The sequence below is a fragment of the Stenotrophomonas sp. CASM106 genome (assembly GCF_049384825.1).
In the GTDB taxonomy this organism is placed as follows: domain Bacteria; phylum Pseudomonadota; class Gammaproteobacteria; order Xanthomonadales; family Xanthomonadaceae; genus Stenotrophomonas; species Stenotrophomonas muris.
Window position 1 is genome coordinate 19537 of the sequence record NZ_JBMRFS010000016.1, and the last position, 26486, is coordinate 46022.

General features: G+C 68.0%; 28 protein-coding genes. 19 read left to right on the forward strand and 9 right to left on the reverse strand.

What is annotated here, in order from left to right; all coding sequences use genetic code 11:
• Positions 1 to 11 precede the first annotated feature (11 nt).
• Positions 12 to 485, reverse strand: a complete 474-nt coding sequence (gene dut, locus VG556_RS21565; RefSeq protein ID WP_069118577.1) for a dUTP diphosphatase — start codon at positions 483 to 485, stop codon at positions 12 to 14.
• Positions 482 to 1771: a bifunctional phosphopantothenoylcysteine decarboxylase/phosphopantothenate--cysteine ligase CoaBC gene (gene coaBC / locus VG556_RS21570; RefSeq protein ID WP_014645667.1), complete on the reverse strand. Its 1290-nt coding sequence runs from the start codon at positions 1769 to 1771 to the stop codon at positions 482 to 484. The genes dut and coaBC overlap by 4 nt, the downstream gene beginning before the upstream one ends.
• A gap of 199 nt (positions 1772 to 1970) precedes the next feature.
• On the opposite strand from coaBC, the gene VG556_RS21575 reads away from it, so the two are divergent.
• The 4 genes from VG556_RS21575 (at position 1971) to VG556_RS21590 (ending at position 6091) form a co-directional block, all read left to right on the forward strand.
• Positions 1971 to 2597 (forward strand): response regulator transcription factor, encoded by a 627-nt coding sequence (locus VG556_RS21575; RefSeq protein ID WP_014645666.1) that lies wholly within the window; start codon positions 1971 to 1973, stop codon positions 2595 to 2597.
• 70 nt (positions 2598 to 2667) lie between these two features.
• Entirely contained in the window at positions 2668 to 3372 is a 705-nt protein-coding gene (radC, locus tag VG556_RS21580) for a RadC family protein (RefSeq protein ID WP_014035697.1), read from the forward strand.
• Between the two features lie 112 nt (positions 3373 to 3484).
• Positions 3485 to 5173 (forward strand): arginine--tRNA ligase, encoded by a 1689-nt coding sequence (gene argS, locus VG556_RS21585; RefSeq protein ID WP_032961431.1) that lies wholly within the window; start codon positions 3485 to 3487, stop codon positions 5171 to 5173.
• Positions 5174 to 5194: 21 nt separating this feature from the next.
• Complete coding sequence (locus VG556_RS21590; protein ID WP_032961433.1) at positions 5195 to 6091, forward strand: SPOR domain-containing protein; 897 nt, start codon at positions 5195 to 5197, stop codon at positions 6089 to 6091.
• A gap of 90 nt (positions 6092 to 6181) precedes the next feature.
• Here VG556_RS21590 and VG556_RS21595 read toward each other — a convergent pair whose 3' ends face one another.
• Positions 6182 to 6934: an SDR family NAD(P)-dependent oxidoreductase gene (locus tag VG556_RS21595; protein WP_014035694.1), complete on the reverse strand. Its 753-nt coding sequence runs from the start codon at positions 6932 to 6934 to the stop codon at positions 6182 to 6184.
• Between the two features lie 160 nt (positions 6935 to 7094).
• Here VG556_RS21595 and VG556_RS21600 point away from each other — a divergent pair, with 160 nt between their 5' ends.
• Positions 7095 to 7562, forward strand: a complete 468-nt coding sequence (locus VG556_RS21600) for a DUF1456 family protein (protein ID WP_014645662.1) — start codon at positions 7095 to 7097, stop codon at positions 7560 to 7562.
• Here VG556_RS21600 and VG556_RS21605 read toward each other — a convergent pair.
• Positions 7531 to 8418, reverse strand: a complete 888-nt coding sequence (locus VG556_RS21605; RefSeq protein ID WP_014645661.1) for a LysR family transcriptional regulator — start codon at positions 8416 to 8418, stop codon at positions 7531 to 7533. The two genes, VG556_RS21600 and VG556_RS21605, sit on opposite strands and share 32 nt — an antisense overlap.
• Before the next feature lie 143 nt (positions 8419 to 8561).
• Here VG556_RS21605 and VG556_RS21610 point away from each other — a divergent pair, with 143 nt between their 5' ends.
• A complete protein-coding gene (locus VG556_RS21610) occupies positions 8562 to 9710 on the forward strand; it encodes an MFS transporter (RefSeq protein ID WP_329768298.1) in 1149 nt (382 codons plus the stop codon).
• On the opposite strand, the gene VG556_RS21615 is transcribed toward VG556_RS21610, so the two are convergent.
• Positions 9707 to 10405, reverse strand: coding sequence for a TorF family putative porin (locus tag VG556_RS21615; RefSeq protein WP_100449250.1), 699 nt, complete (start codon positions 10403 to 10405; stop codon positions 9707 to 9709). The two genes, VG556_RS21610 and VG556_RS21615, sit on opposite strands and share 4 nt — an antisense overlap.
• A 178-nt stretch (positions 10406 to 10583) precedes the next feature.
• Here VG556_RS21615 and VG556_RS21620 point away from each other — a divergent pair, with 178 nt between their 5' ends.
• A complete protein-coding gene (locus tag VG556_RS21620) occupies positions 10584 to 10973 on the forward strand; it encodes a DUF6165 family protein (RefSeq protein ID WP_010486915.1) in 390 nt (129 codons plus the stop codon).
• A gap of 6 nt (positions 10974 to 10979) precedes the next feature.
• Here the strand turns inward: VG556_RS21620 and VG556_RS21625 are convergent, their stop codons facing one another.
• Positions 10980 to 11663 carry a response regulator transcription factor gene (locus VG556_RS21625; RefSeq protein ID WP_032961444.1) on the reverse strand — a complete coding sequence of 228 codons (684 nt, stop codon included), beginning with the start codon at positions 11661 to 11663 and terminating at the stop codon, positions 10980 to 10982.
• Between the two features lie 198 nt (positions 11664 to 11861).
• Positions 11862 to 12434: an Ax21 family protein gene (locus tag VG556_RS21630; protein ID WP_014645657.1), complete on the reverse strand. Its 573-nt coding sequence runs from the start codon at positions 12432 to 12434 to the stop codon at positions 11862 to 11864.
• A 210-nt stretch (positions 12435 to 12644) separates the two neighbouring features.
• Between VG556_RS21630 and VG556_RS21635 the strand changes: the two genes are divergently transcribed.
• Together VG556_RS21635 and VG556_RS21640 are read left to right on the forward strand one after the other, a co-directional pair.
• Entirely contained in the window at positions 12645 to 15047 is a 2403-nt protein-coding gene (locus VG556_RS21635) for a S9 family peptidase (RefSeq protein WP_100449246.1), read from the forward strand.
• A gap of 91 nt (positions 15048 to 15138) precedes the next feature.
• Positions 15139 to 15498, forward strand: a complete 360-nt coding sequence (locus VG556_RS21640; RefSeq protein WP_014645655.1) for a DUF1428 domain-containing protein — start codon at positions 15139 to 15141, stop codon at positions 15496 to 15498.
• A 15-nt stretch (positions 15499 to 15513) separates the two neighbouring features.
• Here VG556_RS21640 and VG556_RS21645 read toward each other — a convergent pair whose 3' ends face one another.
• Positions 15514 to 16200, reverse strand: a complete 687-nt coding sequence (locus VG556_RS21645) for a hypothetical protein (protein ID WP_014645654.1) — start codon at positions 16198 to 16200, stop codon at positions 15514 to 15516.
• A 107-nt stretch (positions 16201 to 16307) separates the two neighbouring features.
• Positions 16308 to 17189: a histone gene (locus VG556_RS21650; protein WP_100449245.1), complete on the reverse strand. Its 882-nt coding sequence runs from the start codon at positions 17187 to 17189 to the stop codon at positions 16308 to 16310.
• A 490-nt stretch (positions 17190 to 17679) separates the two neighbouring features.
• On the opposite strand from VG556_RS21650, the gene VG556_RS21655 reads away from it, so the two are divergent.
• The 10 genes from VG556_RS21655 (at position 17680) to VG556_RS21700 (ending at position 26185) form a co-directional block, all read left to right on the forward strand.
• Entirely contained in the window at positions 17680 to 19113 is a 1434-nt protein-coding gene (locus tag VG556_RS21655; RefSeq protein ID WP_100449244.1) for a Do family serine endopeptidase, read from the forward strand.
• Between the two features lie 101 nt (positions 19114 to 19214).
• The gene (locus VG556_RS21660) at positions 19215 to 19580 is read left to right on the forward strand and encodes a hypothetical protein (protein ID WP_004153835.1); all 366 of its coding nucleotides are present in this window, start codon (positions 19215 to 19217) and stop codon (positions 19578 to 19580) included.
• An 8-nt stretch (positions 19581 to 19588) separates the two neighbouring features.
• Positions 19589 to 20059, forward strand: coding sequence for a phage holin family protein (locus VG556_RS21665; RefSeq protein WP_014645651.1), 471 nt, complete (start codon positions 19589 to 19591; stop codon positions 20057 to 20059).
• Positions 20056 to 20511: a protein sip-5 gene (locus VG556_RS21670; protein ID WP_100449243.1), complete on the forward strand. Its 456-nt coding sequence runs from the start codon at positions 20056 to 20058 to the stop codon at positions 20509 to 20511. The genes VG556_RS21665 and VG556_RS21670 overlap by 4 nt, the downstream gene beginning before the upstream one ends.
• A gap of 67 nt (positions 20512 to 20578) precedes the next feature.
• Positions 20579 to 21688, forward strand: a complete 1110-nt coding sequence (locus tag VG556_RS21675; RefSeq protein ID WP_032961455.1) for an AI-2E family transporter — start codon at positions 20579 to 20581, stop codon at positions 21686 to 21688.
• Between the two features lie 91 nt (positions 21689 to 21779).
• Positions 21780 to 22247: a hypothetical protein gene (locus tag VG556_RS21680; protein ID WP_032961458.1), complete on the forward strand. Its 468-nt coding sequence runs from the start codon at positions 21780 to 21782 to the stop codon at positions 22245 to 22247.
• A gap of 74 nt (positions 22248 to 22321) precedes the next feature.
• A complete protein-coding gene (locus VG556_RS21685; protein WP_014645647.1) occupies positions 22322 to 23041 on the forward strand; it encodes an HAD family hydrolase in 720 nt (239 codons plus the stop codon).
• A gap of 3 nt (positions 23042 to 23044) precedes the next feature.
• The gene (locus tag VG556_RS21690) at positions 23045 to 24412 is read left to right on the forward strand and encodes a leucyl aminopeptidase family protein (protein WP_100449242.1); all 1368 of its coding nucleotides are present in this window, start codon (positions 23045 to 23047) and stop codon (positions 24410 to 24412) included.
• A gap of 136 nt (positions 24413 to 24548) precedes the next feature.
• Positions 24549 to 25652 carry a catalase family peroxidase gene (locus VG556_RS21695; protein ID WP_032961465.1) on the forward strand — a complete coding sequence of 368 codons (1104 nt, stop codon included), beginning with the start codon at positions 24549 to 24551 and terminating at the stop codon, positions 25650 to 25652.
• A complete protein-coding gene (locus tag VG556_RS21700) occupies positions 25649 to 26185 on the forward strand; it encodes a cytochrome b (RefSeq protein WP_032961466.1) in 537 nt (178 codons plus the stop codon). The genes VG556_RS21695 and VG556_RS21700 overlap by 4 nt, the downstream gene beginning before the upstream one ends.
• Positions 26186 to 26486 lie beyond the last annotated feature (301 nt).

The following is a 26486-nucleotide window of genomic DNA, read 5'->3' on the forward strand; positions in this document are numbered from 1 at the left end:
GATGTCCCCTGTCAACGCACCCCGGTATGGCCGAATCCACCCGCGCCCCGCACGCTGTCGGTGAAAGTATCCACTACCTGCAGGCTGACGCGGGCGATCGGAACCACCACCAGCTGCGCGATGCGATCGCCCGGCTCGATGGTGAAGGCCTCGCGGCCACGGTTCCAGACGCTGATCAGCAGCGGCCCCTGGTAGTCGGCATCGATCAGGCCGGTGCCGTTGCCCAGCACGATGCCATGCCGATGGCCCAGCCCGGAACGCGGCAGGATCACCGCGCACAGGTTCGGGTCGGCAATATGGATGGCCAGGCCGCTGGGCACCAGCCCGGTGTCGCCCGGCTGCAGGGTCAGCGCGGTATCCAGCGCCGCGCGCAGGTCCATGCCGGCACTGGCCTCGGTGGCATAGGCCGGCAGCGGCCAGCTGTCGCCGAAGCGCGGATCGAGCAGCTTGACCTGCAGCGGGTGGGAAGTGGATGCCTGGGTCATGCCTGGAGTCTCCGCGCGATCAGCGCCAGCAGTTGTTCGGCCAGCTCGCGCTTGGAAGTGGCCGGGAATACCTGTTCACCGTCCTGCCAGAAGGCCGTGGCGGCATTGTTGTCGCTCTCGAAACCGCCGCCGCTGATGCCGACCTGGTTGGCGATCACCAGGTCCAGGCGCTTGTCGACCAGCTTGCCGCGCGCGTATTTCTCCACGTCGTGGGTCTCGGCGGCGAAGCCGACCACCAGCTTCAGCGACTGCGTCTGTGCAGCGACTTCGGCGAGGATGTCCGGCGTGCGCACCAGTTCGATCACCAGCGACTGGCTGTCGGCGGTCTTCTTCAGCTTCTGCGCGGCGACCTGGCGCGGCGTGTAGTCGGACACCGCGGCGGCACCGATATAGATGTCGGCGGGCAGCGACTTCAGTACGGCATCGCGCATCTGCGCGGCCGAGCGCACGTCGATACGCTGCACGCCCGGCGGCGTCGGCAGCTGTACCGGACCGCTGACCAGCACCACCTGCGCGCCCAGCGCGGCGGCAGCGGCGGCCAGGGCAAAGCCCATCTTGCCGCTGCTGCGGTTGCCGACGTAACGCACCGGATCGATGTCTTCGTAGGTCGGGCCGGCACTGATCAGCAGGCGCAGCCCCTGCAGGGCACGGGTTTCCGGCGCGGCAACCGTCGCAGCGGCGCCGCCATTGGCGGCCAGCGCGGCCACGATGTCGCCGGGTTCGGCCAGCCGGCCGGGACCGGATTCACCTTCGGCCAGCGGGCCATCGACCGGGCCGATCACCTGCGCACCACGCTGGCGCAGCAGGGCGATATTGGCCTGGGTGGCCGGATGCAGCCACATGCGATGGTTCATCGCCGGGCAGATCGTCAGCGGTGCGGTGCTGGCCAGGCACAGGGTGCTGACCAGGTCATCGGCATGGCCCTGGGCCAGCCGGGCCAGCAGATCGGCGGTTCCCGGCGCGACCACGATGCGGTCCGCCCAGCGGGCCAGCTCGATGTGGCCCATGGCCTGTTCGGCGGCGCTGTCCCACAGCGTGGTGCGGGTCGGCTGCCCGGACAGGGCCTGGAAACTGAGGGGGGTGACGAACTGCTGGGCGCCGGCGGTCATCGCCACCTGCACCTGGGCGCCCGCATCACGCAGGCGTCGCACCAGTTCCAGGGCCTTGTAGGCCGCGATCCCACCTCCGACGCACAACAGCAGTTTCTGGCCTTCCAGCGCGCGGCCGGGCGCGGGGGAAGCGTTGGGGGAGTCAGCCACCTGGAATTCCTGTGCAAACGAGGGCATTAGCTTACCCGATGGTCGGTAATGTCCCGGTGCACAGCGCACATAGCGGGCAGCTATCAGCAGATGGGACTTGCACCACAGCGCTTCCGGGGTTCAAGACACTGCGATTCGGAACTTTCCTATACCTGTAGGCCGGCCACGTTTGCAGAATCGTCAGTGGCCGCCGCAGGTGTGCCGCTTCGCTTTTCGAGGATTCCGCGTGCACCCGCGCATCATCATCGCCGACGACCATCCCGTCGTCCTGCACGGCATCCGCATCGTGCTGCAGACCCACCTGATGGAGGTCGTCGGCAGCGCGCGTGACGGCGCCGAGCTGCTGCAGCTGGTCGAGCACCACGGCTGCGACGCGGTGCTGACCGACCTCTCCATGCCGGGCACCGGCCCGGATGGCCCGGAACTGATCGCTGAACTGCGCGCACGCCACCCGCGCATGCCCGTGGTGGTGCTTACCGGCGCCCGCCACCCCGGCCTGCTCGATGGCCTGCTGCGTGAGGGTGTCAGCGGCTTGGTCGACAAGTGCGCCGATTTCGGCGAGTTGCCGCAGGCCTTGAACGCGGCCATGGCAGGGCAGGTGTTCGTCTCGCAGCAGCTGCGCCACCACCTGCAGGCGCGCGACCTGATGTTCGCGCGCGAACCGGCGGCGCTGTCCGCCCGCGAACAGGAAGTGCTGGACCTGTTGGCCGCCGGGCTGAAAGTGAACGCCATCGCCGTCCACTGCGGCCGCAGCCCCAAGACGATCAGCCGGCAGAAGGCCGAGGCCAAGCGCAAGCTGGGGCTGCAGAACAACCAGGAGCTGTTCGCCTACCTGCAGTCGCGACGCGACTGAGGCAATGGCCGACCCGGGCATGCGTCCTGCCCTGATGGGCCGCATCGCCCCCACTGGCGATGATGCAGGCATGCCCATCCACGACTGGCCCGAACAGGAACGTCCCCGCGAGAAGCTGATCGCACGCGGCCCCGCCACGCTGTCCGACGCAGAACTGCTGGCACTGTTCCTCGGCTCCGGCTTCGGTGGACGCGATGCGGTGCAGACCGCGCGCGACCTGCTGCAGGCGCACGGTCCCCTGCGTGTGCTGCTGGACCGCCCGGCCCGCGAGCTGGCCCGGTTGCCGGGGCTGGGCCCTGCTCGAAGCTGTGCACTGGCCGCCGGGCTGGAACTGGCCCACCGCTATCTGGCGGCCGAACTTCAGCAGGGCGAGGCCGTCGGCAACAACCCGGCTGCGGTCGGCCGCTATCTGCAGCACCGCCTGCGCGGCCAGGCCCGCGAGATCTTCATGGCGCTGTTCCTGGACAACCGCCACCGCCTGATCGCCTGCGAAGAACTGTTCCAGGGCACCATCAATGCCGCCCCGGTCTATCCCCGCGAGGTGGTGCGTCGAGCCCTGCTGCACAATGCGGCAGCGGTGATCCTCAGCCACAATCATCCTTCCGGCGACCCCGAGCCCTCCGGCGCCGACACCCGCATCACCGATGAACTGCAGCAGGCGCTGGCACTGGTGGACGTGCGCCTGCTCGACCACTTCGTCGTCGGCGAGGGCCGCCCCGTTTCATTTGCTGAACGGGGCCTGCTGTCCCCGCCCCAGCCGCGCCTGTTCGGCTGAACGGCCCTGGTCAGGGCCGGGCGGGCGCCCCGCAGGCATGTCCTGGTCAGCGTGGGCGCGGGCATCTGCGCTAAAATGGGCGATTCCGCCGCTCATTCTCACAGCAGGCCTCGTGAAAAATCTCCTCCGCGCCCTGATCAGCCAAGGCATCGAAGCCTTGCGCGCCAATGGCACCCTGCCCGCCGACTCCCTGCCGCCGGACTTCGTGGTCGAGCGCCCGAAGACCCGTGACCACGGCGACTTCGCCACCAACGCCGCGATGCTGCTGGCCAAGGCCGCGCGCAGCAATCCGCGCGCACTGGCACAGGCGCTGGTCGAGGCGCTGCCGCGCAGCGAGGACGTCAGCAAGGTCGAGATCGCCGGCCCCGGCTTCATCAACTTCCATCTGGCCCCGGCCGCGTACCAGCGCGAAACCGCCTCGGTCATCAAGGAAGCCCACGACTACGGCCGCAACCTGTCCGGCAATGGCCGCACGGTGGGCGTGGAGTACGTGTCGGCCAACCCGACCGGCCCGCTGCATGTCGGCCATGGCCGCGCAGCGGCGATCGGCGACTGCGTGGCCCGCGTGCTCGATGCCAACGGCTGGAACGCCAAGCGCGAGTTCTACTACAACGACGCTGGCGTGCAGATCGAGAACCTGGCGCTGTCCACCCAGGCGCGGATCAAGGGCATCGCACCCGATCAGGACGGCTGGCCGGAAGGCGGCTACCGCGGTGAGTACATCGCCGATGTCGCCCGCGCCTACATGGCCGGTGCCAGCGTCGACCTGGAAGGCAGCACCGTGGTCGGCGCCAAGGACCCGGACGACATGCAGGCAATCCGCCGCTTCGCCGTGGCCTACCTGCGCAACGAGCAGAACCTGGACCTGGCCGCGTTCGGTGTCGACTTCGACATCTACTTCCTGGAAAGCTCGCTGTACGCCGACGGCAAGGTTGCCGAAGCGGTGGCCAAGCTGCAGGCGTCCGGCCACACCTATGAGGAAGGCGGCGCGCTGTGGCTGCGCAGCACCGACTTCGGTGACGACAAGGACCGCGTGATGCGCAAGTCCGACGGCACCTTCACCTACTTCGTGCCGGACGTGGCCTACCACCTGTCCAAGTGGCAGCGCGGCTACGAGCGCGCGATCACCGAACTGGGCGCCGACCATCACGGCTCGCTGGCGCGCGTGCGCGCCGGCCTGCAGGCGATGGAAGTGGGCATCCCGCAGGGCTGGCCGGAATACGTGCTGCACCAGATGGTCACGGTCATGCGCGGCGGCGAGGAAGTGAAGCTGTCCAAGCGTGCCGGCAGCTACTTCACCCTGCGCGACCTGATCGAAGAAGCCGGCCGCGATGCGACCCGCTGGTTCCTGATCGCGCGCAAGCCCGATTCGCAGCTGACCTTCGACATCGACCTGGCGCGCCAGCAGAGCAACGACAATCCGGTGTTCTACGTGCAGTACGCGCACGCCCGTGTCTGCAGCCTGCTGCGCCAGGCGCAGGAAAAGGGCCTGGTGTACGAGCAGGGCAATGGCCTGGCCAACCTTGGCCACCTGGCCGACGATGCCTCGCTGCTGTTGATGAACGAGATCTCGCGCTATCCGGAAGTGGTGGAAGCGGCCGGCGTGGCGCTGGAGCCGCACCTGGTGGCGCAGTACCTGCGTGAATTGGCGCATGCCTTCCACACGTGGTATCACGGGACGCCGGTGCTGGTGGAAGACGCCGCCGATCGCAACGCCAAGCTGACCCTGGCCTGCGCGGCGCGCCAGGTGCTGGCCAACGGCCTTGAACTCCTGGGCGTGAGCGCCCCGGAAAAAATGTAAGCATCAGGAGACGCAGTACACATGGCAGCACGACGCGGCAAAACCCAGGCACGACGCAACAGCAGCAGCCAGGGCACACCCGGATGGGTGTGGCTGGTGGCCGGTGTGGCGATCGCCGCCGTGGTGTTCCTGGCGGCGCCGAACCTGTTCAAGGGCGAAGGCGACGGCTTCCTGCGCGCCGGTCCGCAGCCGAACCCGAACGCGCAGCCGGCCCCGGTTGCTGATGCAGACAGCGATGTCGGCAGCCAGCCAGCCGCGCAGCCGGCCACGCCGAAGCCGGCCGAACCGGAGAAGCCCGCGGCGACGCAGTACGACTTCTACACCCTGCTGCCGGGCAAGGAAGTGGAAATGTCCGACGCCGAACTGGCCGCCAGCGCGCGTGCCGAGGACCAGCGCCGGGCCAAGGCCGAAGCGTCGCGCGCGCAGGCCGCGCTGGAGGGCAAGCCGGTGCCGCCGGCGAGCACGGCCACGCCGGCACCGACCGCAACGGCCAGCGTCGCCAGCACCGCACCGGTGACCGCGAGCAACCGTCCGCTGCCGGCACCGCTGAGCGAGCGCCCGGCCGCGGCAACGCCGCCGGCCAGCACCGCACCGGCGTCGACCAGCACGGCCGCCGCCCCCGCGCCGCGCGCGGAAGCCGCGCCCACCGCGCCGGCGACCACTGCCGCACCGGCGCCCGCCGACAACGCGCGCTACATCCTGCAGGCAGGTGCCTTCGGTGCGTCCGGCGACGCCGAAGCCACCAAGGCCAAGCTGGCCATGATGGGCCTGGCGGCACGCGTGGAGTCGGCGCAGATCAACGGCAAGACCGTGTATCGCGTGCGCATGGGGCCGTACGGCAGCGCCGGCGAACTGTCTGAAGCGAAGCAGAAGCTGGATGGCACCGGCCTGCAGGCGATGGCCATCAAGGCGCAGTGACGTTCTGCGGGACTGCATGAAGAAAGCCGGGCATTGCCCGGCTTTTTTTGTTTCTGCCGAGTCGAGCATGGCTCGACTCCACACACGGCGTCAGCCCTCGCGGGCGACCTGGAACCCGGCGAAGGACTGGCTGACCGGCATCAGCTCCAGGCGATTGATGTTCAGGTGCGGTGGCAGCGTGGCCACCCAGAAGATCTGTTCGGCGATGTCTTCGGCGGTCATCGGATTGGCACCGCTGTACAGCTTGTCCGATGCATTCTGGTCGCCATGGGTGCGGACCACGGTGAACTCGGTCTCGGCCATGCCCGGCTCGATCGTGGTCACGCGCACGCCGGTGCCGTGCAGGTCCGAACGCAGGCCCAGCGAGAACTGGCTGACGAAGGCCTTGGTGCCACCGTAGGCGTTGCCACCCGGGTACGGGTAGACGCCGGCCACCGACGAGATGTTGATGATCGCACCCTTGCGCTCCACCAGCTGCGGCAGCAGGCGGTGGGTCAGGGTCACCAGCGCGGTGATGTTGGTGTCGATCATCGTGGTCCAGTCCGACAGCCTGGCGCTCTGTGCCGGTGCGGTGCCCTGCGCCAGACCGGCGTTGTTGACCAGCAGGTCGATCTCGCCGAAGGCCGGCGGCAGCGCCAGCAGGGCCGCCTCCATCGCCACCGGATCGCGGATGTCGAAGGCGGCGGCGTGCACCACGTCCTTGCCATAGCGCTCGACCAGCGGTTGCAGGCGTTCGCCGCGGCGGCCGGTGGCGATCACTTTCCAGCCGGCCTGGGCGAAGCGGTGGACGGCGGCGGCGCCGAAGCCGGACGTGGCGCCGGTAATCAGGACAGTGCGGGTCATCAGGCAACTCCAGGGGGAAAACCAGATCTCCATTCTGGCACCGTCCGGCAGCACCCGTGTTGCCGGATCGGCCGGATCCGGGGTCAGATCCCCTTGCGGAGCAAAGGGATCTGACCCCGGCAGCGACCCCACGTGTCGGGGTGACCGGTACAATTGCGCCATGATCAACAATGATGTCCTGCGCAGCGTGCGCTACTCTCTGGACCTGGGTGACCAGCACGTGGTCACCCTGTGCCAGATGGCCGACCCGGCCTTCGCCGTGGATACCGAGCAGGTGAAGGCCTGGCTGCGCCGCGAGGACGAAGCCGGTTTCGAGGCGATGAACGACAGCGCACTGGCGCACTTCCTCGATGGCCTGATCGTGCACCTGCGCGGTCGCGACGAGAGCCAGCCGCAGCGTGCGGTGGAAACCCGCATCGACAACAACCTGGTGCTGAAGAAGCTGCGCGTGGCCTTCCAGCTGCGCGACGTGGACCTGATGGAGATCTTCGCCAGCGCCGGCTTCAACGTGTCCAAGTCGGAAGTCGGTGCGTTGTTCCGCCAGCCCGGGCACACCAACTACCGGCGCTGCCTGGACCAGATGCTGCGCAACTTCCTCAAGGGCCTGAGCCTGCGCCTGCGCGGCTGAGCACGGCCTCGACGAAGGCGCGCGCGGCCGGCGTCGGCAGCCGCTGCCAGACCAGGTGTACGCGCCGGGTCGGGGTCGGCTGCAGTGGAATCTGAACCACGCCCTGGAAACCTTCGGCGATCAACGCCGGCACGATGCCGACCGCCAATCCGTGGCGGACGAAGCGCTCGACCAGTTCCATCAGGTTGACCTCGAAACGCACCGTGTGCGGCAGGCCAGCGGCGGCGAAGGCATCGTCGGTCTGCCGGCGCGCACCGGTACCGCGCGGGAAGTCGACCAGCGCTTCATCCTGCAGTGCGGTCAATGGCAACCGCGTGCGCCCGGCGAGCCGGTGCGACGGCGCCAGTACCGCTACCAGATCCTCCTCCTGCAGCACCTGGTGGCAGACGCCATCCAGCGCTGCCGACGGCGCCAGGCCGACCAGTGCCACATCCAGCGCGCGCGACTGCACCTGTGCGATCAGGTCTTCGCTCTTGTCCACGCGCAGCTGGAACTCCACCTGTGGGTGCACCCGCTGGAAGGCCGCCAGCATCGCCACGACGTCGATGTCGGTCAGCGAAGAAATCTGCCCGATGGCCAGCAGGCCACGCACTTCGCCACTGACGGCGGCCACGTCGGCGCGCAGGTGGCGCAGGCTGGCCAGCACCTGGCGTGCGTGCACCAGCAACGCCTCGCCGGCGGCGGTAGCCCGCACCTGGCGTGGCAGGCGCTCGAACAGCGTGGCACCCAGTTCCTGTTCCAGGTGGGCGATCTGGTGGCTGAGCGCGGACTGCACCACGTGGCAGCGCTCGGCGGCACGGGTGAAATTGCCCTCCTCGGCCAGGGCGACGGCAAACTCGAGCTGCTTGAGGTTCATCCAGCTATCTTGTTTTCAGATGACAAGGATGATGATGATTCATTTCCATCATGACCGCAGCAGGCGGACACTGTGCACCCCGCTTCCTGGAACACCGCGTGAGCCCGTCCCTTCCCCCTCTGCACCGCTGGCAGGTGCTGCTGATGTCGGTCGCCACCGGCGTGGCCGTGGCCAGCAACTACTATGCGCAACCGCTGCTGCACACCATCGCAGATGCCTTCGGCGTGCCGTTCGGCCAGGTCGGCATGGTGGTTACCGCAGCACAGCTGAGCTATGCCGCCGGACTGATCCTGCTGGTGCCACTGGGTGACCTGTTCGAGCGCCGCCGCTTGATCGTGGTGATGAGCCTGCTGTCGGCCGGTGGCCTGGTGATCAGTGCCTGCGCGCCGTCGCTGGCCTGGCTGCTGGTCGGGACCGCGATCACCGGACTGTTTTCGGTGGTGGCACAGGTGCTGGTGCCGTTCGCGGCCACGCTGGCCGCGCCGGAACATCGTGGCCGCGTGGTCGGCACGCTGATGAGTGGCCTGCTGCTGGGCATCCTGCTGGCGCGTACCGTGGCCGGCCTGCTGTCCAGCCTGGGTGACTGGCGCCTGGTGTATGCCATCGCTGCCGGCACCCTGGTGCTGACCGCACTGGCATTGCAGCGCGGCCTGCCGCGATTCCACCACAGCGCCGGCCTGGGCTATTTCGCCTTGCTGCGCTCGATCGGCGTGCTGTTCGTGCAGGAGCCGGTGCTGCGCCAGCGCACCCTGCTGGGTGCCTGCAGCTTTGCCATGTTCGCGATTTTCTGGACCCCGCTCGCGTTCCTGCTGGCGCAGCCACCTTACGCCTACAGCGATGCCACCATCGGCCTGTTCGGGCTGGTCGGTGCAGCCGGCACGCTGGCGGCCGGCCTGGCCGGGCGCATGTCCGACCGCGGCCAGACCGGACGCGCCACTGCCATCGCGCTGGTGCTGTTGCTGCTGTCGTGGCTGCCACTGGGGCTGTCGGCCCACTCGCTGCTGGCGCTGCTGATCGGCGTGGTGGTGCTGGACCTGGCCGCACAGCTGCTGCACGTCAGCAACCAGAACCTGATCTATGCGCTGCAGCCCGCGGCGCGCAACCGCCTCAATGCCGGCTACATGACCGGCTACTTCATCGGCGGCTCGCTGGGTTCGCTGCTGTCGGCGCAGGTCTACCAGCGCTACGGTTGGACCGGCGTCTGCGTGGCCGGTGCCGCCGTGGCCGTGCTGGCCCTGCTGCTGTGGCTGCCCGGCGCGCTGCGCGCGCGCCAGGCGGCATCGTCGAACTAGAAGCTGCCCTGCAGCGCCAGCTCCCAGCGTCCACCGGCATTGCCCGGGAACAGTCGCTTGGCCGCGCTGTCGGTGTCATGCACGGTGGCGCGCAGCTCCCATGCCGGAGTCAGCGTGGCAATGGCACTGAGCTGGCCATGCAGGTAATCCGGGCCCTGCGCGGTGGCCAGCCAGTACTGGCCCACCGCTGCTTCCAGGCGGACGCGTTCGTGCAGCGGCACACGCACGCCCAGCTGGGCATAGGTTCCGCGATGGCCACCGGCCAACGCATCGTTGGAATGCGCGACCTGCAGCCAGGCGCGCTGCTTCCAGGTCACGGTCGTGTTGAGTTCGGTCCAGTCCAGCGCACGAGCGGTACCCGGATACACATAGCGGGTCAGGTTCGCATCCAGCGTCCAGTCCGGTGCCAGCGCGCCGGACCAGCCCGCCACCAGGTCGAACTCGCTGCGCGCGCCATTGTCCGGCTTGAACGAGACGTTGGACCCCCACACGCTGGCGTACGAGCCCGATGGGATCGAGATCTTCGCGCCGGCTTGCACCGCCGGGTCACCATCGCTCTGCGAGCTGCCGCGCCACACGTAGTCACTGGTCAAGGCCGCACTGCCACTGACCTGCACCTGTGCCTGCGCGCTGCCCATGCCAAGCAGCCCTGCCAGGGCGGCCACCACCGCCGCCATCATCCCCTTGCTGTTCACTGCACGGTGTTCCTCGTCGAAGGCGGTCACGCCGCCGGGACGGCAGTGTCCAGCGCGTGGCCGTAACGGATCGAGGGTGCGGCCCGGGCCGCGGCGCAAATTCGGCGTAAATCCCGTGGATCGGGGCCATGCGCCAGCGGCGCGGTATCATGGCGCCCTGTTTCCAGGAACCAACCGCGTGGACGCCATCCTGACCCCGGTATCGATCGGCGAGCTGATCGACAAGATCACCATTCTCCAGATCAAGGCCGAGCGCATCGACGATGCCGCCAAGCTGGCCAACGTGCGCACTGAGCTGGACGGCCTGCTGCCCCTGTTGCAGCAGCAGCTGCAGGCACAGCCGGCCCTGGCCGCGCTGCAGCAGCAGTTGAAGGCGATCAACGAGCGTATGTGGGACATCCAGGACCAGCTGCGCGACAAGGAAGCGGCCCAGGTGTTCGATGATGCATTCATCCAGCTGGCACGCGGCGTCTATGGCACCAATGGCGAGCGCGTGCAGGTGAAGAACGAGATCAACCGCGTGGCCGGTTCGGCACTGGTGGAAGAGAAGCAGTACCAGGGCGAGTAACGCCGCTCATCCGCATTCCAGCAGGTGGCGGAAGCGGAACAGGTCACCGTCCCCGCGGATGCCGAGCTTGCGGTAGGCCGAGGTTTTCTGCGAGCTGATCGTGCTGGCTGAACGCCCCGATCGCAGGGCCATTTCGCTGGTGCTGACCCCTTTCAGCACCAGCCCGAGCACTTCCCGTTCGCGCTGGCTCAACGGCACCAGTGCCGGGGCCGGCATTCTGCGTGCACGCGTGCCCGGCAGGTTCAGTTCCGCGCGCAGCTCCGGTGGCACGAAGCGCCCTCCCCGGGCGACCACATCAATGGCACGCAGCAGCACGTCCGGTGGCGTCGACTTGGACAGGAAGCCGCGCGCACCGGCACGCATCGCGGTGGCCACCGTGCTGGCATTGCAGTGTGCCGAGAGCACCAGCACCGGCAGTGCCGGCCAGCGCTGCGACAGCACGTGCAACAGGGCCAACCCATCGCCCAGGTCGCCCATGGGCAACGCATCGATCAGCAGCAGGTCGACACACGTCGGGCTGCGCTCCAGCAGGTGCAGCAGGTGCGCCTCGCTGGACAGGCTCACCCGTACCTGCACACCCGCGTGCTGGCGCAGCAGCACTTCCACGCCCAACCGCAGTACCGGGTGCGGGTCCAGCAGCGCCAGGCGTCGTGGCCGATCAGGCAGCAGAGGCGGAAGGGTCAGCGGCATTGCGGCATGTCCAGGCAACATGGGACATCCAACGTAGGTCGGTGCCCGCAGCGGCGGAATCCAATTCCTTGCAATGGCTGGCCCGCGCATTCCGCCAGTCAGACAGCATTCCGGTTTGCCACGGCGCAAACGCAACAGGCCCGGCAAATGCCGGGCCTGTTGGGGCGTCTCCAGCGCGCAATCGCGCCGAGGCAGCAATTACCAGCTGAAGCGCGGGCCGACGGTGTATTCCTTGTCGCCGTGGCGGTTCATCTTCAGCTCGCCGTTCAGGCCCCAATTCTGGTTCAGCTTGACCTGACCACCCAGGCGGCCGTACCACTGGCCATCCGGATTGACGCCGTGCTTCTTGGCGTAGTCTTCGTAACCGACCATGCCGTAGACCTCGGCGTGGGCGCCGAAGGCAGTGCGGATACCGGCTTCAGCGCTGTAGCCGTTGAAGTCCAGACCGTGCTTGCGGTCGAACTTCTGGTAGGCAACGCGGGCAACGAAGTCGGTGCTCGGAGCGATTTCAACGTTGTAGCCGGCACCGACCTTCCACTGGTCAACCTTCAGGTTGGTGTGGTCGATTTCCTGGCGGCTGTATTCGCCGAAGGCGTGGAAGTTCGGCAGGAAGCCGTAGGAACCCTTCACGCCCCAGCCGTCGGCCTTGATGCCTTCAACGTCGGTCTTGGCGTAGTCGGCTTCGGCGTAGTTGTAGGACAGGTTCTCAGCAGCCGAAGCGGTGAACGGCAGGGCAGCGGCCAGGGCCAGAGCAATCAGCGAATTCTTCATGGGGGTACACCTTTACTTTCTTATGGTGTGCAGCAGCGCCAGGGCGCCATCGCATCGGGAATGTAAATTCTCCGTTATTCGCCACAACGCTCCCTGAAAACAGCGGTCTTCGCATTGCTGAATTTTTTGGCTTGATTCAGGCTGCGTCTGGCATACGCGCGCGGCGCGCGTGCATTCGAATTCCGCTGACCCTTGCAACAGGAGGTTGCCTTGCACGTACCTGCCCCGCTGCGGTTCCGGTTCTGCGCCGCCGTCCTCGCCTTCATCGGCGTGCTTTCCACAGCATCGGCTCGGCCGTTGCAGCCCTCCGATTACCAGCGCGCCGAGCGCGTGCACGACAGCCACCTGCGCGGTGCGCTGCGCAATGCCTCGCTCCTGCCGAACTGGCTGGCCGATGGCCGCTTCTGGTACGAACGCGAAGACGGCCAGGGCCGGCGCGAGGGCGTGCTGGTCGATCCGGCGCAGGCCTCCCGGCAGATCCTGTTCGATCGCGCTGCGCTGGACAGCGCTGCGGGGGCCCTGGGGGTGAACGGGCAACGGTTGCGGTTGGTCAATGTGCAGGTGCTGGCCGACGGCCTGCGCCTGCGCTTCAGCGGTGAAGCCGGCATCGACTGCCAGTGGCCACGTTGGCAGTGCCTGCGGACGCAGGGCGCCATGCCTGCTGCCGATGCACTGCCCGCACCCGACGGCGAGGCCTGGCTGCAGGTGCGCGACCACAATCTATGGCTGCAGCAACGCCGACAGGCACCGCGGGCGCTGACCACCGGCGGTGTCGCCGGCCATGGCTATGGTGTATTGCCCGATTTCACCCTGCGCGGTATTCCACGCAGCCAGGGCCGGATGCCGGCGCGGCCGTTCGCCGTCGGCTGGTCGCCCGATGGACGCTATGTTGCCGGCATCCGCTACGACGAACGTGCGCTGCGGGACTACCCCTATCTGGAAAGCACCCCGGCCGGCGGCGCGCGGCCCCGCGTGCACACGGTGAAACTGGGATTGCTGGGCGATGCACAGCAGGTGCGTGACAGCCTGTACATCGTCGATGTGCGCAGCGGCCGGCAGCAGGACATCACCCTGCCCGAGGGCTGGAACACCCTCAGCGAGGCCGGCGTGCTGGGCTGGGACGGCCACCGGCTGTATGCCGCGATCGCGCACTTCGGCGCGCCGCGACGGCTGCGCCTGGTGGAGATCGATGCCGGCAGCGGTGCGCTGCGCACCGTGCTGGAAGAAGCCGGCGACGCGCGCCTGCAGCTCAGCCTGTATTCCTACAACCGTGCCTCGGTTGCGATCCTGCCCGGCCAGGACACCGCCGTGTGGTTCTCGCAGCGTGATGGCTGGGGCCATCTGTACCGGGTGCGCCTGTCCGACGGCAAGGTGATGCGCCAGCTCACCCGCGGCCGGTGGGCGGTGCGTGACCTGCTCGGGGTGGACAGCGCAGGCGCTTGGGCATACTTCAGTGCTGGCGGTGTCGAGGGCGGCGATCCCTACGTACGTGGCCTGTACCGGGTAGCACTGCACGGTGGGCCGGTGCAGCGCCTGGCCGCCGATGGCAGCGACCACCTGGCCGATGCGGGCACCGGCATGCTGTTCGGCGGACGCGCGCCGCAGGCGCTGTCGCCCGGCGGCAGCTATCTGGTGGATACCGTGTCCAGCCTCGCGCAGCCGCCGCGCACGGTGCTGCGCGCCAGCGACGATGGCAGCGAAGTGATGGTGCTGGAGGCTGCGGATGCGCAGGCGATCATCGCTGCTGGCTGGCGGCCGCCGCGGCGCGAACGGCTGCTGGCCGCCGACGGGCGCACGCCGATCTTCGCCACCGTCTACCTGCCCCGCGACTATCGCGATGACGGCAGCTTCCCGGTGATCGACGCGATGTACGGCGGTGCCTTCATCAGCAATGCGCCGGTGACCTATGCCGAAGCGGTTTCGGCGCAGAACCCGGTATCGCGCGCCAGCCTGGCCGAGCTCGGCTTCGTGGTGGTCAGCATCGATGCCCGCGGCACCGGCGGCCGCGACAAGGCATTCCATGACAGCAGCTTCCTGCACGGCGCCGATGTGCAGCTCGATGACCATGTGGCCGCGCTGCGCCAGCTGGGCGAACGCTACCGGGGCATCGACCTGCAGCGGGTCGGCATCTACGGGCATTCGTTCGGTGGTTACAGCGCGGCGCGTGCACTGCTGCGCCACCCGGCGTTCTACAAGGTGGCTGTGGCCTCGGCCGGCAGCCACAATTTCCAGGGCATGTACGGCGGCGCCCTGCACGGCATGGACCGGCTGTTCGGTGGCGTGGTGCCAGCTACAGCCATGGCCGATGGCGTGCCGGCCCCCTTTGCCGGGCTCGACAATGCGGCACTGGCCGGCAACCTGCGCGGGCATCTGCTGCTGGTCTATGGCGAACTGGACGAGAACGCGCCACCGGCGCTGACCCTGCAGCTGGCCGCGGCCCTGAACAAGGCCCAGCGTAGTTACGACCTGCTGTACCTGGCCCGGCAGGACCACGAACTGTTCCGCAACGACGCCACCTACACGCACCGCATGTGGGACTACTTCGTGCGCCACCTGGCCGGCCAGCAGCCACCGGATACGGTGCTGGCCCCGCTCCCGGGTGGCCCGGGCTGAACAGGCGCACGCGGGATGTCGATTCCCTACGCGCTGGTTCGTCGTGTACCTGAAGGCCGTGCATGTGGCACGGTCCATCCGGAGGCAGGCAATGAGCTACATCGACGGTTTCGTCCTGGCGGTGCCCACCGCCAACAAGGAGAAGTTCCTCGCCCATGCACGCACAGGGGATCCCGTTTTCATCGAGTACGGCGCGCTGCGCGTGGTCGAGTGCTGGGGCGATGACGTGCCGCACGGCAAGACCACCGACTTCTTCGGCGCGGTGAAAGCCACGCCGGATGAGACGGTGGTGTTTTCCTGGATCGAATGGCCGGACAAGCCGACCCGCGATGCCGGCATGAAGAAGATGATGGAGGACCCGCGGTTTGATCCAACGAAGAATCCGATGCCCTTCGACGGCGCGCGGATGATCTACGGCGGCTTCGTGCCGCTCTACGAGCTGACGCGCTGAACCCGGCGGACGTGCTCAGCGCGCGTCCGTTTCATCGCTGGCAGCAGCATGGCCGGCGCCCAGTGCGGCGCCGGCACCGAGGCCCATGCCGCCCATGCCGGCGCCCATTCCACCACCACCGCCACCGCCTGCACGGCCGCCCTTGGCATCGCCGTCGTTACGGCCCTTGCCGCCACCACTGGCAACGGGCCGGGTCGGCCCCTGCGGTGGAATCTGCAGATCGGCCGGAATCGGGGCTAGATCCAGCGCTTCGCGCACGAAGTCGCGCAGCGAGACCACCAGTTCGTGGGTATGCACCGGCCGCCCCTGTGCCAGTTCGTTGGCGGCACGCGTGGCCAGCCGCACCTGTTCGTCGGTGCCCAGCAGCAGGATGTCCGACAGCGCGGCCTCGACCGCATCGCGAATGCGCCGCGCACGGTCCGAGCGCGGCTCGGCGATGCCGTCGGCATCTTCGCGCTGGCGCAGGTCGCGACGATGGCTGGGATCCACGCCCAGCTCGCCGGTGAACGAACCGCCCAGGGTCTTGTAGGCGGCCATCAGCGTGCGCAGCCGTTCGTTGATCTGCCGGTTCTCGCGCTCGCGGCGCTGCTGCAGGGTCTGCATCACCAGCAGGCGGATGCCGACGCCGAGCAGGGTGATCAGGACCAGGCCGGCCAACGTGGACAGCACGCCCTGCCAGGAACTGAAGTCGATACCGCGCATGGTCGGGGCTCCGGCGGGAAGAACCTGCATCTTGCCCCAGGTAGCGCCCCAGAAACGCGAAAGGCCCTACCACCCGGTGGGTGGCAGGGCCTTCGGTCACGGCGCGATTACTTGCGCTTGGCGACCTTGCGCACGGCCTTCTTGGCCGGAGCCTTCTTGGCGGCGACCTTCTTCAGCGGCGCAGCCTTCCTGGCGACCGTCTTGCGGGTGGCGGCAACCTTCTTGCCCACCGCCTTCTTGGCGACGGCGGTCTTCTTGCCGACAGCCTTCTTGGCGACGGCAGCCTTCTTGCCGACAACCTTCTTGGCGACGGCAGCCTTCTTGCCGACAACCTTCTTGGCGGCCGCGGTCTTCTTGGTGGCGACCTTCTTGGTGGCGGCAACCTTCTTGCCGACAACCTTCTTCGCAGCCACGGCCTTCTTGCCGGCGACCTTCTTGGCGGCGACGGTCTTCTTGGCCACAGCCTTCTTGGCGGTGGCGACCTTCTTGCCGACCACCTTCTTGGCGGCCGCGGTCTTCTTGGCAACGGTCTTCTTCGCGACGGCGGCCTTCTTGGTGGCGGCCTTCTTCACGGTGGCGACCTTCTTGCCGGCAGCCTTGGTGGCCTTCTTGGCGGCAGCGGCCTTCTTGGTCACAGCCTTGCCTGCAGCGGCCTTCTTCTTGGCCACTTCCTTCTTCAGGGCAGCGGCTTCGGCCTTGGCGTTCTTCTTGGCCGCTTCCAGCTTCTTCTTGGCATTGGCAACGGTCTTGCCGACCGACTTGGCGGCCTTGTCGGCCTTCTTGGCAACGGTCTTCTCGACCTTGGCCACGGCCTTCTTGGCCTTGGCAACGCGGGTACCGGCCGCCTTGGTGGCGCGCTTGACGGTCTTCTTGACCGACTTCACGGCGTCTTCGGCGGCGTGGGCGATGGTCTCGCCAACGTTGGTGGCGGCTTCTTTGACGTTCTCGACGGCGTCGGTCACGACCGACACACCATTACCGTTGCTCATGTTGCCCTCCTGGGGGCCTTAAGTATCAAAACGGGGCGATGCTATACCGACATTGACGATCGTGGAACGGGGCACGCGCCCGCAATCGCATCTGATGCGACGGCCATGGTGTAGCCCACCACTGCCGCAGAAGCGGCGGGTTGACAGGAAACCCCTTTTTTTAAGGACTACGCCACAGCAAGCGCGTGGTCGAAGATGGCCGTTGCGTGCCGTTGCACGGACGCGGCATCCGATGCGTGCTGTGGCGCATTGCGGCACCCGGTTGCGCGGAACTGCGCAGGTATCGGTCTGTGTCGGCGCCCCCGGCGATCGTCTTCGGTGGTGCAGGCGTCGCCTGTGCGGTGTCGCCACAGCCATGCTGTCAGCCTCCTCACTCGCCTTTCGCGGCCTGCGGTTTTCATGGCGCATTTATCCAGATCGCGACACACTCATTCAGCTTGTTTTACCGTAGGGCCGAACCGCCCCCACCCACGCCAGCGAACCGACAACCATGCGACCGCTTCCCACCCTGCTTACGCTCGCAATCACCGCCGCCTTCGGTGGCTTCGTTGCCACCGGCATCAATGCCCACCTGGACAACCGTGCCGATGCAGCACCGCTGCCAGCGGTGCTGCCGACCACCGCCGCGTTGCCGGCCGCGGTGGCCGGACAGGCGGTGCCTTCGCTGGCGCCGATGCTGGAAAAGGCGATGCCGGCCGTGGTCAGCGTCAACACCAAGCAGGTGGTGCGCGTGCGCAACCCGTTCTTCAACGACCCGTTCTTCCGCCGCCTGTTCCCGGATATCCCGCAGGAGCGCATCAACGAATCGCTGGGCTCGGGCGTGATCATCGACGCCAAGGAAGGCCTGGTGCTGACCAACCACCATGTCATCGACAACGCCGATGACGTGCAGGTGACACTGGCCGACGGGCGCACGGTGAAGGCCGAGTTCCTCGGTTCGGACCGCGATACCGACATCGCGCTGATCCGCATCCCGGCGCAGAACCTGACCGACATCAAGCTCGGCAACAGCGACCAGCTGCGGGTCGGTGACTTCGTGGTGGCCATCGGCAACCCGTTCGGCTTCAGCCAGACGGTCACCTCGGGCATCGTCTCGGCGGTGGGCCGCAGCGGCATCCGTGGCCTGGGCTACCAGAACTTCATCCAGACCGATGCGTCGATCAACCCGGGCAATTCCGGTGGCGCCCTGGTCGACCTGCAGGGCCAGCTGGTCGGCATCAATACCGCCAGCTTCAACCCGCAGGGCAGCATGGCCGGCAACATCGGCCTGGGCCTGGCGATTCCGTCCAACCTGGCGCGCAGCGTGGTCGACCAGCTGGTCAAGCACGGCGTGGTGGTACGCGGCACGCTGGGCGTGGAGAGCCAGAACCTGACCGCGCAGATCGCGCAGGGGCTGGGCCTGGGCGAAACGCGCGGTGCGCTGATCACCCGCGTGCTGGCCGGTTCGGCGGCCGCCGCGGCCGGGTTGAAGCCGGGCGACGTGGTGGTCTCGGCCAACGGCCAACGCGTGGACAGCGCCGAAGCCCTGCACAACGTGGAAGGCCTGGCTGCGGTCGGCAGCCCGATGACGCTGGACGTACGCCGCGAAGGCAAGCCCGTGCAGATCAAGGCCACGCTGAAGGAACAGGCGCGTGCGGTCACCGGCGAGAGCCTGGACCCGCGGTTGACCGGTGCCACCTTCGTCGACCTGCCCGAGTCGCTGCGACAGTCGGGTGTCGGCGGCGTGCTGGTCAGCGAGGTCAAGCGTGGCAGCCGCGCGGCCAGCAACGGCCTGCAGCAGGGCGACATCATCACCGACGCCACCGTGGGTGAATTCGCCGACCTGGCCAGCTGGCGCGCCAACTTCCAGCAGCGCCCGCCGACCCTGGTGGTGCGCGTGCTGCGCAACAATGGCCAGCAGCAGGGCCAGCTCGTGATGCGCTGATCGCCCTGCCGTAACACCCCCTATACCCCGGCAATGCTATTGCTGTCAGTCCAGGTCGGCACCGCCGACACCCGTTCCCCCATCGCAACAGGAGTGATTCGATGAGCCCCACCAATACCGAGAACCTGAAGGAACACCTGGGTGAAGCCGGTTCCCACCTGAAGCAGGCCGCCACGGCCGCCGGCGGTGCGATCAAGGGCGCAACCGGTGCCGCGACCGACGAGCTGCGCATCGGCAAGGCCAACGTCAAGGCCGAACTGTCCGACAGCGCACTGTCTGGTCTGGCCGCCGCCGAATTCGGTGGTGCCGCTGCCAAGGAACAGGTTGACGCGTTGATGGACAAGGGCAAGGACCTGATCGACAGCGCCGCCGAGTTGATCCGTGAGCGTCCGCTGGCTTCGTTCGGCGTCGCCTTCGCTGCCGGCTGGATCATCGCCAAGCTGGCCCGCGGCAGCAGCGACAAGTAAGCCGCGGCGTGAGCGAAGACAACGCGCAAGCCCCTGATCCGGCGGCCACCCCGCCGCTGGATGAGAGCATCCGCCAGGTCGGCGCGGCCGGTCGTGCCGCCGCCGATTCGGCCAAGCACACCGTGCGCTCGCTGCGCCGGCTGGCCTCGGCCGACTTCGCCCTGGCCCGCAGCGCCTTCGGCCGTGCGCTGGCCTGGGCCGGCGTGGCGATCGTATTTGGTGCCTCGGCCTGGCTGCTGATGGCGGCCACCCTCATCGCCCTGCTGCAGAGCTGGGGCCTTAGCTGGCTGCAGGCGCTGCTGATCACCTCGCTGCTGAGCCTGGCCGTCACCGGCTACGCGATCTGGCGGGTGTCCTACTTCTTCCACCACACCGGCATGCATGCCACCCGGCGCCAGCTGTCACGCCTGGGCCTGTTCGACGAGCCCAGCGAAGACGACCCCGATGCCGGCGTGCAGCTGCCCGAGGGCAAGCCATGAAGTTCGGCGCGCTGCAGCGGCGGGTGAAACGCTGCGAACAGGTGGTGACCGTGCGCCTGGGCGAGACCCAGGACCACTGGTCCACGCTCAGCGACGTCTGGCGAAAGGGCTGGTCGCCGTTGCGCATCGTGGTGGTCGGCTTGGCCGGTGGCTTCATCGCCGGCAAGCTGGAAGTGCCCGGCAAGGTCAACGGTGCGCGCTGGCTGCAGATGGTCGGTTCGGTCTCGAACCTGTTCGCCAGTGCCCAGGCGGCGTTCGCCACGGCGATGGCGGCACAGGCTGCAGCGACCGCCGATGACGCGGCCGAAGAAGCCGACGATGCCAGCGAACAGGCACAGGCGGCGGCCTCCGCCGCCAACGCACGGCCGGCACCTGCCCCCCGCCCGGAACCCGAACCGGAACCGTGCGAACCGCGCCCGGCCGAAGCCGCCACCGAGCTGTCCGAACGTTGATCCACGCACTCCGCCGCGCCGATCGCGGCCGGCGGATAATGCGCTCCCCTTCCCGGTTGGTGCGTCGATGAGCGAGTCCCTCCTGTCCCCGTCACCAGCCGATCCGCAGGGTGCGGAGGCGCCGCTGCCGCCCCCGTCGCGTCCACGCGGGCCGATGTCGCTGGTGGTCCTGGCCACCCTGGCGGTGGGCTACACGCTGTGGGCCGCGCAGGACATCATCCTGCCGGTGCTGCTGGCGATGTTCTTCGCACTGGTCGGCAACCCGATCCTGCGCCTGCTGCAGAAGCTGTGGATTCCGCGCGCGCTGGGCGCACTGCTGATCCTCGGCGCCGGGCTGGGCGTGACCGGTTCGCTGGCGGTGCAGTTGATCGGTCCGGCGATGGAATGGGCGCAGGAAGCACCGCAGCAGCTGCGCAAGGTGGCCCGGCAGGTGCAGGACCTGACCAAGCCGGTGCAGCAGGCCAACCAGGCGGCGGAAAACTTCGCCCGCGTGGCCGGCGGTGACAGCAACCACAAGGTGCAGGTGATCCGCACCCAGCTGGACGATCCATACCGCATGCTGACCCGTGCACCGCGCCTGGCCGCGTCGGTGCTGGCGGTGGTGCTGCTGACCCTGTTCTTCATGATCTACGGGCAGAGCCTGCAGCGCGCAGCGATCGCCCTGTTCCCGAACCGCCAGCAGCAGCGGTTCACCACCGACATCCTGCGTTCGATCGAACGGGAGGTCTCGCGTTACGTGCTGACCATCAGCGTCATCAACACCCTGGTCGGGCTGGTGTTCGCCGGCGTGCTGATGCTGCTCGGCATCGGCCTGCAGGAAGCACTGCTGTGGGGCACGGTGGCTGCACTACTGAACTTCGCCCCGTACGTGGGCCCGCTGATCGGCGTGGCATTGATGCTGTTGATGGGCTTCGTCGAGTTCCGCGACCCGCTGCAGGCCCTGCTGCCGGCCGCCGCCTACCTGGGCCTGCACACCCTGGAAGGGCAGATGGTGACCCCGATCGTGCTGGGCCGTCGGATGAAGCTGTCGCCGCTGGTGCTGATCCTGGCGCTGATGGTGTTCGGCTGGGCCTGGGGCATGATCGGGCTGCTGCTGGCAGTGCCGCTGCTGGTGTGCATCAAGCTGGTGCTGGCACGCCTGGATGGCATGCAGGGCTGGGCACGCCTGCTGGAGTGACGGCATCAACAACGGATGGACGCAGGTGGCGGAACCAGAAACAGGGACGAAGTGGCAGACTATGGCGCCCTACCCGGATGGATCCGCTCGTATGAACTCTCTCGCCACGCGTTGCCTTGCCTTGGCCTGCATTGCCGCTCCCGCGTTCGCCGCGACGCCGCCGACTGCCGATCAGGCGCGCACCCAGCTTGCTGAGGCGGTTACCTGCAAGCGGCACCTCACGCCCATGCAGTTCGACGCCATGGCCCGGATGCTGGCACCGGCCCCGGCAAGGGCGCAGGACGGCGAATCCAGCGGCGAGTTCCGGCTGACCACGCCCTTGATGGTGCTGGGCCAGCCCGTGAACCGGCTGCAGTCCTATGACGGCGACAGCGGCGAGGATGGCATCGACAGTTTCACCGCGTACTTCAGCTCGGCCAGTGTGGAACAGGTCGCGGCACTGGCGAAGATGTCCGACCCGGTAGCAGGCACCTACACGAAGGAAGTTGGGCGGCACAACCTGGACGTGCAGCAGTTCGACGGCCAGACCACCATCGCCTGCTCGTACAACCTGCGCTGACCCGGCCCAGCCACAGTGCCCACCCGCCCGCCGCGTCGCATGAAAGCCCGCGCGGGCAGGGGTAGAATGGCGAGGTGAATTTCCCCGTCCAAGCCATCACCCTCGACCTTGACGACACGCTGTGGCCGTTCGCTCCGATCGGCGCCCGCATCGAACAGGTCCTGCACGCCTGGATGTGCGAACACAGCCCCGCTACCGCCGCGATGTATCCGGTGGAGGCGATGCGCGAACTGCGCGAGCGGCTGTACCACGCCCATCCGTACCTCCACCACGACCTGAGTGCGCTGCGCCGGCTGACCCTGCACGAAGCACTGCACACCAGCGGTGCCAGCCTCGATCTGCTGGAGCCTGCGTATGAAGTGTTCTACGCCGCGCGCAACCAGGTGGAGTGCTATCCCGATGCGATCGACGCGCTGGCGCGCATTGCCGCACGGGTACCGGTGGCGGCGCTGAGCAACGGCAACGCCGACCTGGAGCGGATCGGCCTGGCCCATCATTTCGCCTTCCAGCTGGGTTCGCGCGAACACGGCGCGGCCAAGCCCGAAGCCAGCATCTTCCATGCCGCGTGCACCCGCCTGGGTGTGGCACCGGCACAGGTGCTGCACGTCGGCGACCATGCCGACATGGACGTGGCCGGGGCGATTGCCGCCGGCCTGCGCGGCTGCTGGATCAACCGCGACGCAGCCACCTGGACCCATCCGCAGCTGCAGCCGGACCTGCAGTTCGACACCCTTACCGGCCTGGCCGACTGGTTGGATGCCAACCTCGACGCCGCCGCACCCCGGAGTACCTGACGCATGAGCGAGATCACTGGTTTCACTGCCGACACCGCTGCGGCGCTGCCGTTGTACGTGCTGGACCGCGAGCAGTTCGCCGCCTGGAAGGACAGCCAGCCGGCTGCCACGCAGGCGTGGCTGGCATCGCAGGGCTTCAACGCCGGCGCCCACAGCGTGGCACTGCTGCCGGGCGCCGATGGCCTGGCCGGTGCCGTGATGGGCGTGGGTGATCGTGCCGATGCCTACAGCTATGCGCATGCGCCGCACGCGCTGCCGGAAGGCAGCGTGTGGCAGCTGGCCAGCGAACTACCGGCCGCCGAACTGGCGCTGCTGCAGCTGGGCTGGGGCCTGGGCAGCTACCGCTTCGACCGCTACCGCAAGCGCAACCGCGCGCCGGCCCAGCTGGTAGCGGCGCCATCCGGCGAGGTGGCCGACCTGATCGCCGCCAGCCTGCGCGTGCGCGACTGGGTCAACACCCCGACCGAAGACATGGGCCCGCAGCAGCTGGAAGACGCCGCGCGCGCGCTGGCCGATGCACATGGTGCGCAGGTCGAGGCGATTACCGGCGACGAACTGCTGAAGCAGAATTTCCCGGCCATCCACGCCGTGGGCCGCGCTTCGCATCGTGCGCCGCGCCTGGTCGTGCTGCGCTGGGGCAAGGACACCGATCCGGCATTGGTGCTGGTGGGCAAGGGCGTGTGCTTCGATACCGGCGGGCTGGACATCAAGCCAGCCGACGGCATGCGCAACATGAAGAAGGACATGGGCGGCGCCGCGCACGCACTGGCCCTGGCCGGCTTGGTGATGGCGCGCGGGCTGCCGGTGCGGCTGACCCTGCTGGTGCCGGCGGTGGAAAACGCGATCGGTCCGGATGCCTTCCGCCCGGGCGAAGTGATCGCCACCCGCAAGGGCCTGAGCGTGGAGATCGACAACACCGATGCCGAAGGCCGCGTGATCCTGTGCGATGCGCTGACCTTCGCCGGTGAGCAGAAGCCGGACCTGGTGCTGGACTTCGCCACCCTTACCGGTGCCGCACGTATCGCACTGGGCCCGGATCTACCGGCGCTCTTCAGCAACGACGACAGCGTGGCCCAGCAGTGGCTGCAGGCCGGCGACGCGACCCGCGACCCGGTCTGGCGCATGCCGCTGTGGCGCCCCTACCTGCGTTACCTGAGCAGCGGCATCGCCGACCTGGCCAACGCCGGTTCGCGCATGGCCGGCTCGGTGACCGCCGCGCTGTACCTGGAACGCTTCCTGGAAGACGGCCAGCGCTGGGCGCACCTGGATGTGTATGCCTGGAACGACGGCGAGCGCCCGGGCCGTCCGGCCGGTGGCGAAGCGCTGGCGCTGCGCTCGGCGTGGGCGATGCTGAAGCAGCGCTACAGCTGATCGGGTGGGTGCCGACCGTTGGTCGGCACCCCGTCCCCGGAAAATCTGACGAAAAATTGAATTTCGGCCCCGGCCGGGTTCTGCGAGGATGTGTGGGTCGACCACCCACACGCTCCGTGAAGGCAGGACTCCGACCATGTCGCTCTTCCGCTACACCCGCGCTGGCCAGACGCCGGGCGCGCCACGCAAGCATTCCCCCCTGCTCTGGATCGCACTGATCGCACTCATTCTGGGTGCGGTCGCGCTGGCCTTCGCCTGGCTGGCCGGCTGGATTGGAAACCGCCTGACCGCGCAGCGCTTCACCGACACCATCGAGGCCACCGGCCCGGCCCACCCGGGCTTCCGCCGCGCGCACAGCAAGGGCATCTGCGTGAGCGGCTGGTTCGAACCCAGCGCGCAGGCGCCCACCCTGTCCAGCGCACGGGTGTTCTCGCAGCGCCGCGTGCCGGTGATGGGCCGGTTGTCGATCGGCGGCGGCGACCCCTACGGTGCCGACAACACTGCACGCGTGCGCAGCCTCGCGGTGCAGATGGTCAGCGATGATGGCCAGGAATGGCGCATGGCGATGAACAGCTTCCCGTTCTTCGCCGTACCCAGCGCCGAGGCGTTCTACGAGCAGACCCGCGCCTCCATTCCCGACCCGGCCACCGGCAAGCCCGATCCGCAGAAGATGGCCGCGGTGCTGGCCAAATACCCCAGTGCGCAGGCTTTCCAGCAGTGGGCCAAGACCGCGCCGTGGACCAGCAGCTGGGCCGACACCACCTTCAACAGCGTCAACAGCTTCTGGTTCACCAATGCGCAGGGCCAGAAGCGCGCGGTGCGCTGGCGCTGGCAGCCGCAGGCGCCGGTGGTGGAGATGGATGCGGAAACCCGCAAGCAGGCCAGCGTCGATTTCCTCAGCCAGGAACTGCAGCAGCGCCTGGCCAGCGGCCCGGTGCGCTGGAACCTGGTCGTGACCACCGCCGAGCCTGGCGATGCCATCGATGATCCGTCGGTACCGTGGCCCGAATCGCGTGACCAGGTAGTGGCCGGCGTACTCAGCCTGGACCGCATGCAGTCGCAGGAACAGGGCGCCTGTGGGCAGATCAATTTCGATCCGCTGATCCTGCCCAGCGGCGTGCGTGGCAGTGACGATCCGATCCTGGCGGCCCGCTCGGCCGTGTATTCGCAGTCCTTCAACCGCCGCGAACGCGAGCGCGCCACCGGCAACGTCGAGCAACGGAAGGAGGCCGCACGATGAGCACCGGCAACGGCCACTTCAACCTGCTCGCGCGGGTGCTGCACTGGTCCATGGCGCTGATGATCGTCGCCATGCTGTTCATTGGCGTGACCATGGTCGCCTCGCTGCACCTGCGGCCGATGCTGATCGACCTGCACCGCCCATTGGGCATCACTATCGGCGTACTGGTGTTGCTGCGCCTGTACAACCGGCTGCGTCATCGCCCACCGCCGCTGCCGGCGGATCTTCCTGTGTGGCAGGTGATGGCGGCCAAGGCCTCGCACTGGATGCTGTACGCACTGATGCTGGCGATGCCGCTGATCGGCTGGGCGATGCTGTCGGCCGGCGGTTACCCGATCGTGCTGTGGGGTGGCCTGCACCTGCCGCCGATCGTGCCCCATACCCCGGCACTGTATGCCGCGTTGCGCAATGCGCACAGCCTGCTGGCGTATGTGTTGTTCGCCACGGTGCTGATGCATGTGGGGGCGGCGCTGTTCCATTTGTGGGTGCGGCGGGATGGCGTGTTCCAGGCGATGGCGCGCGGGAAGGATTGATGGGGTTCGCCGGGTGTTCCCGGCGGATTGTTTCCGCGACCGCGGGGGGTGTCACTTTCTTTGCGCGCAAAGAAAGTAACCAAAGAAACGCTCCGCCGGCCGCGAGCCGGCGTGCTTCGCACGCCGGTGCCCTGCGCTCAAGGCGGACTGGAAGGTCAAGATCAACAGCAAGAGCATCCACGCATGGCGTGGATCTTATCTCTTGCCGATCTGGCACCTTGGGGGCCGAGAGCCCGGCGTGGGCGACCGTGTGGATCCAGGTCTTGCGACCGAGAAGTAGCTTGGGTCCCCACGCCGGATT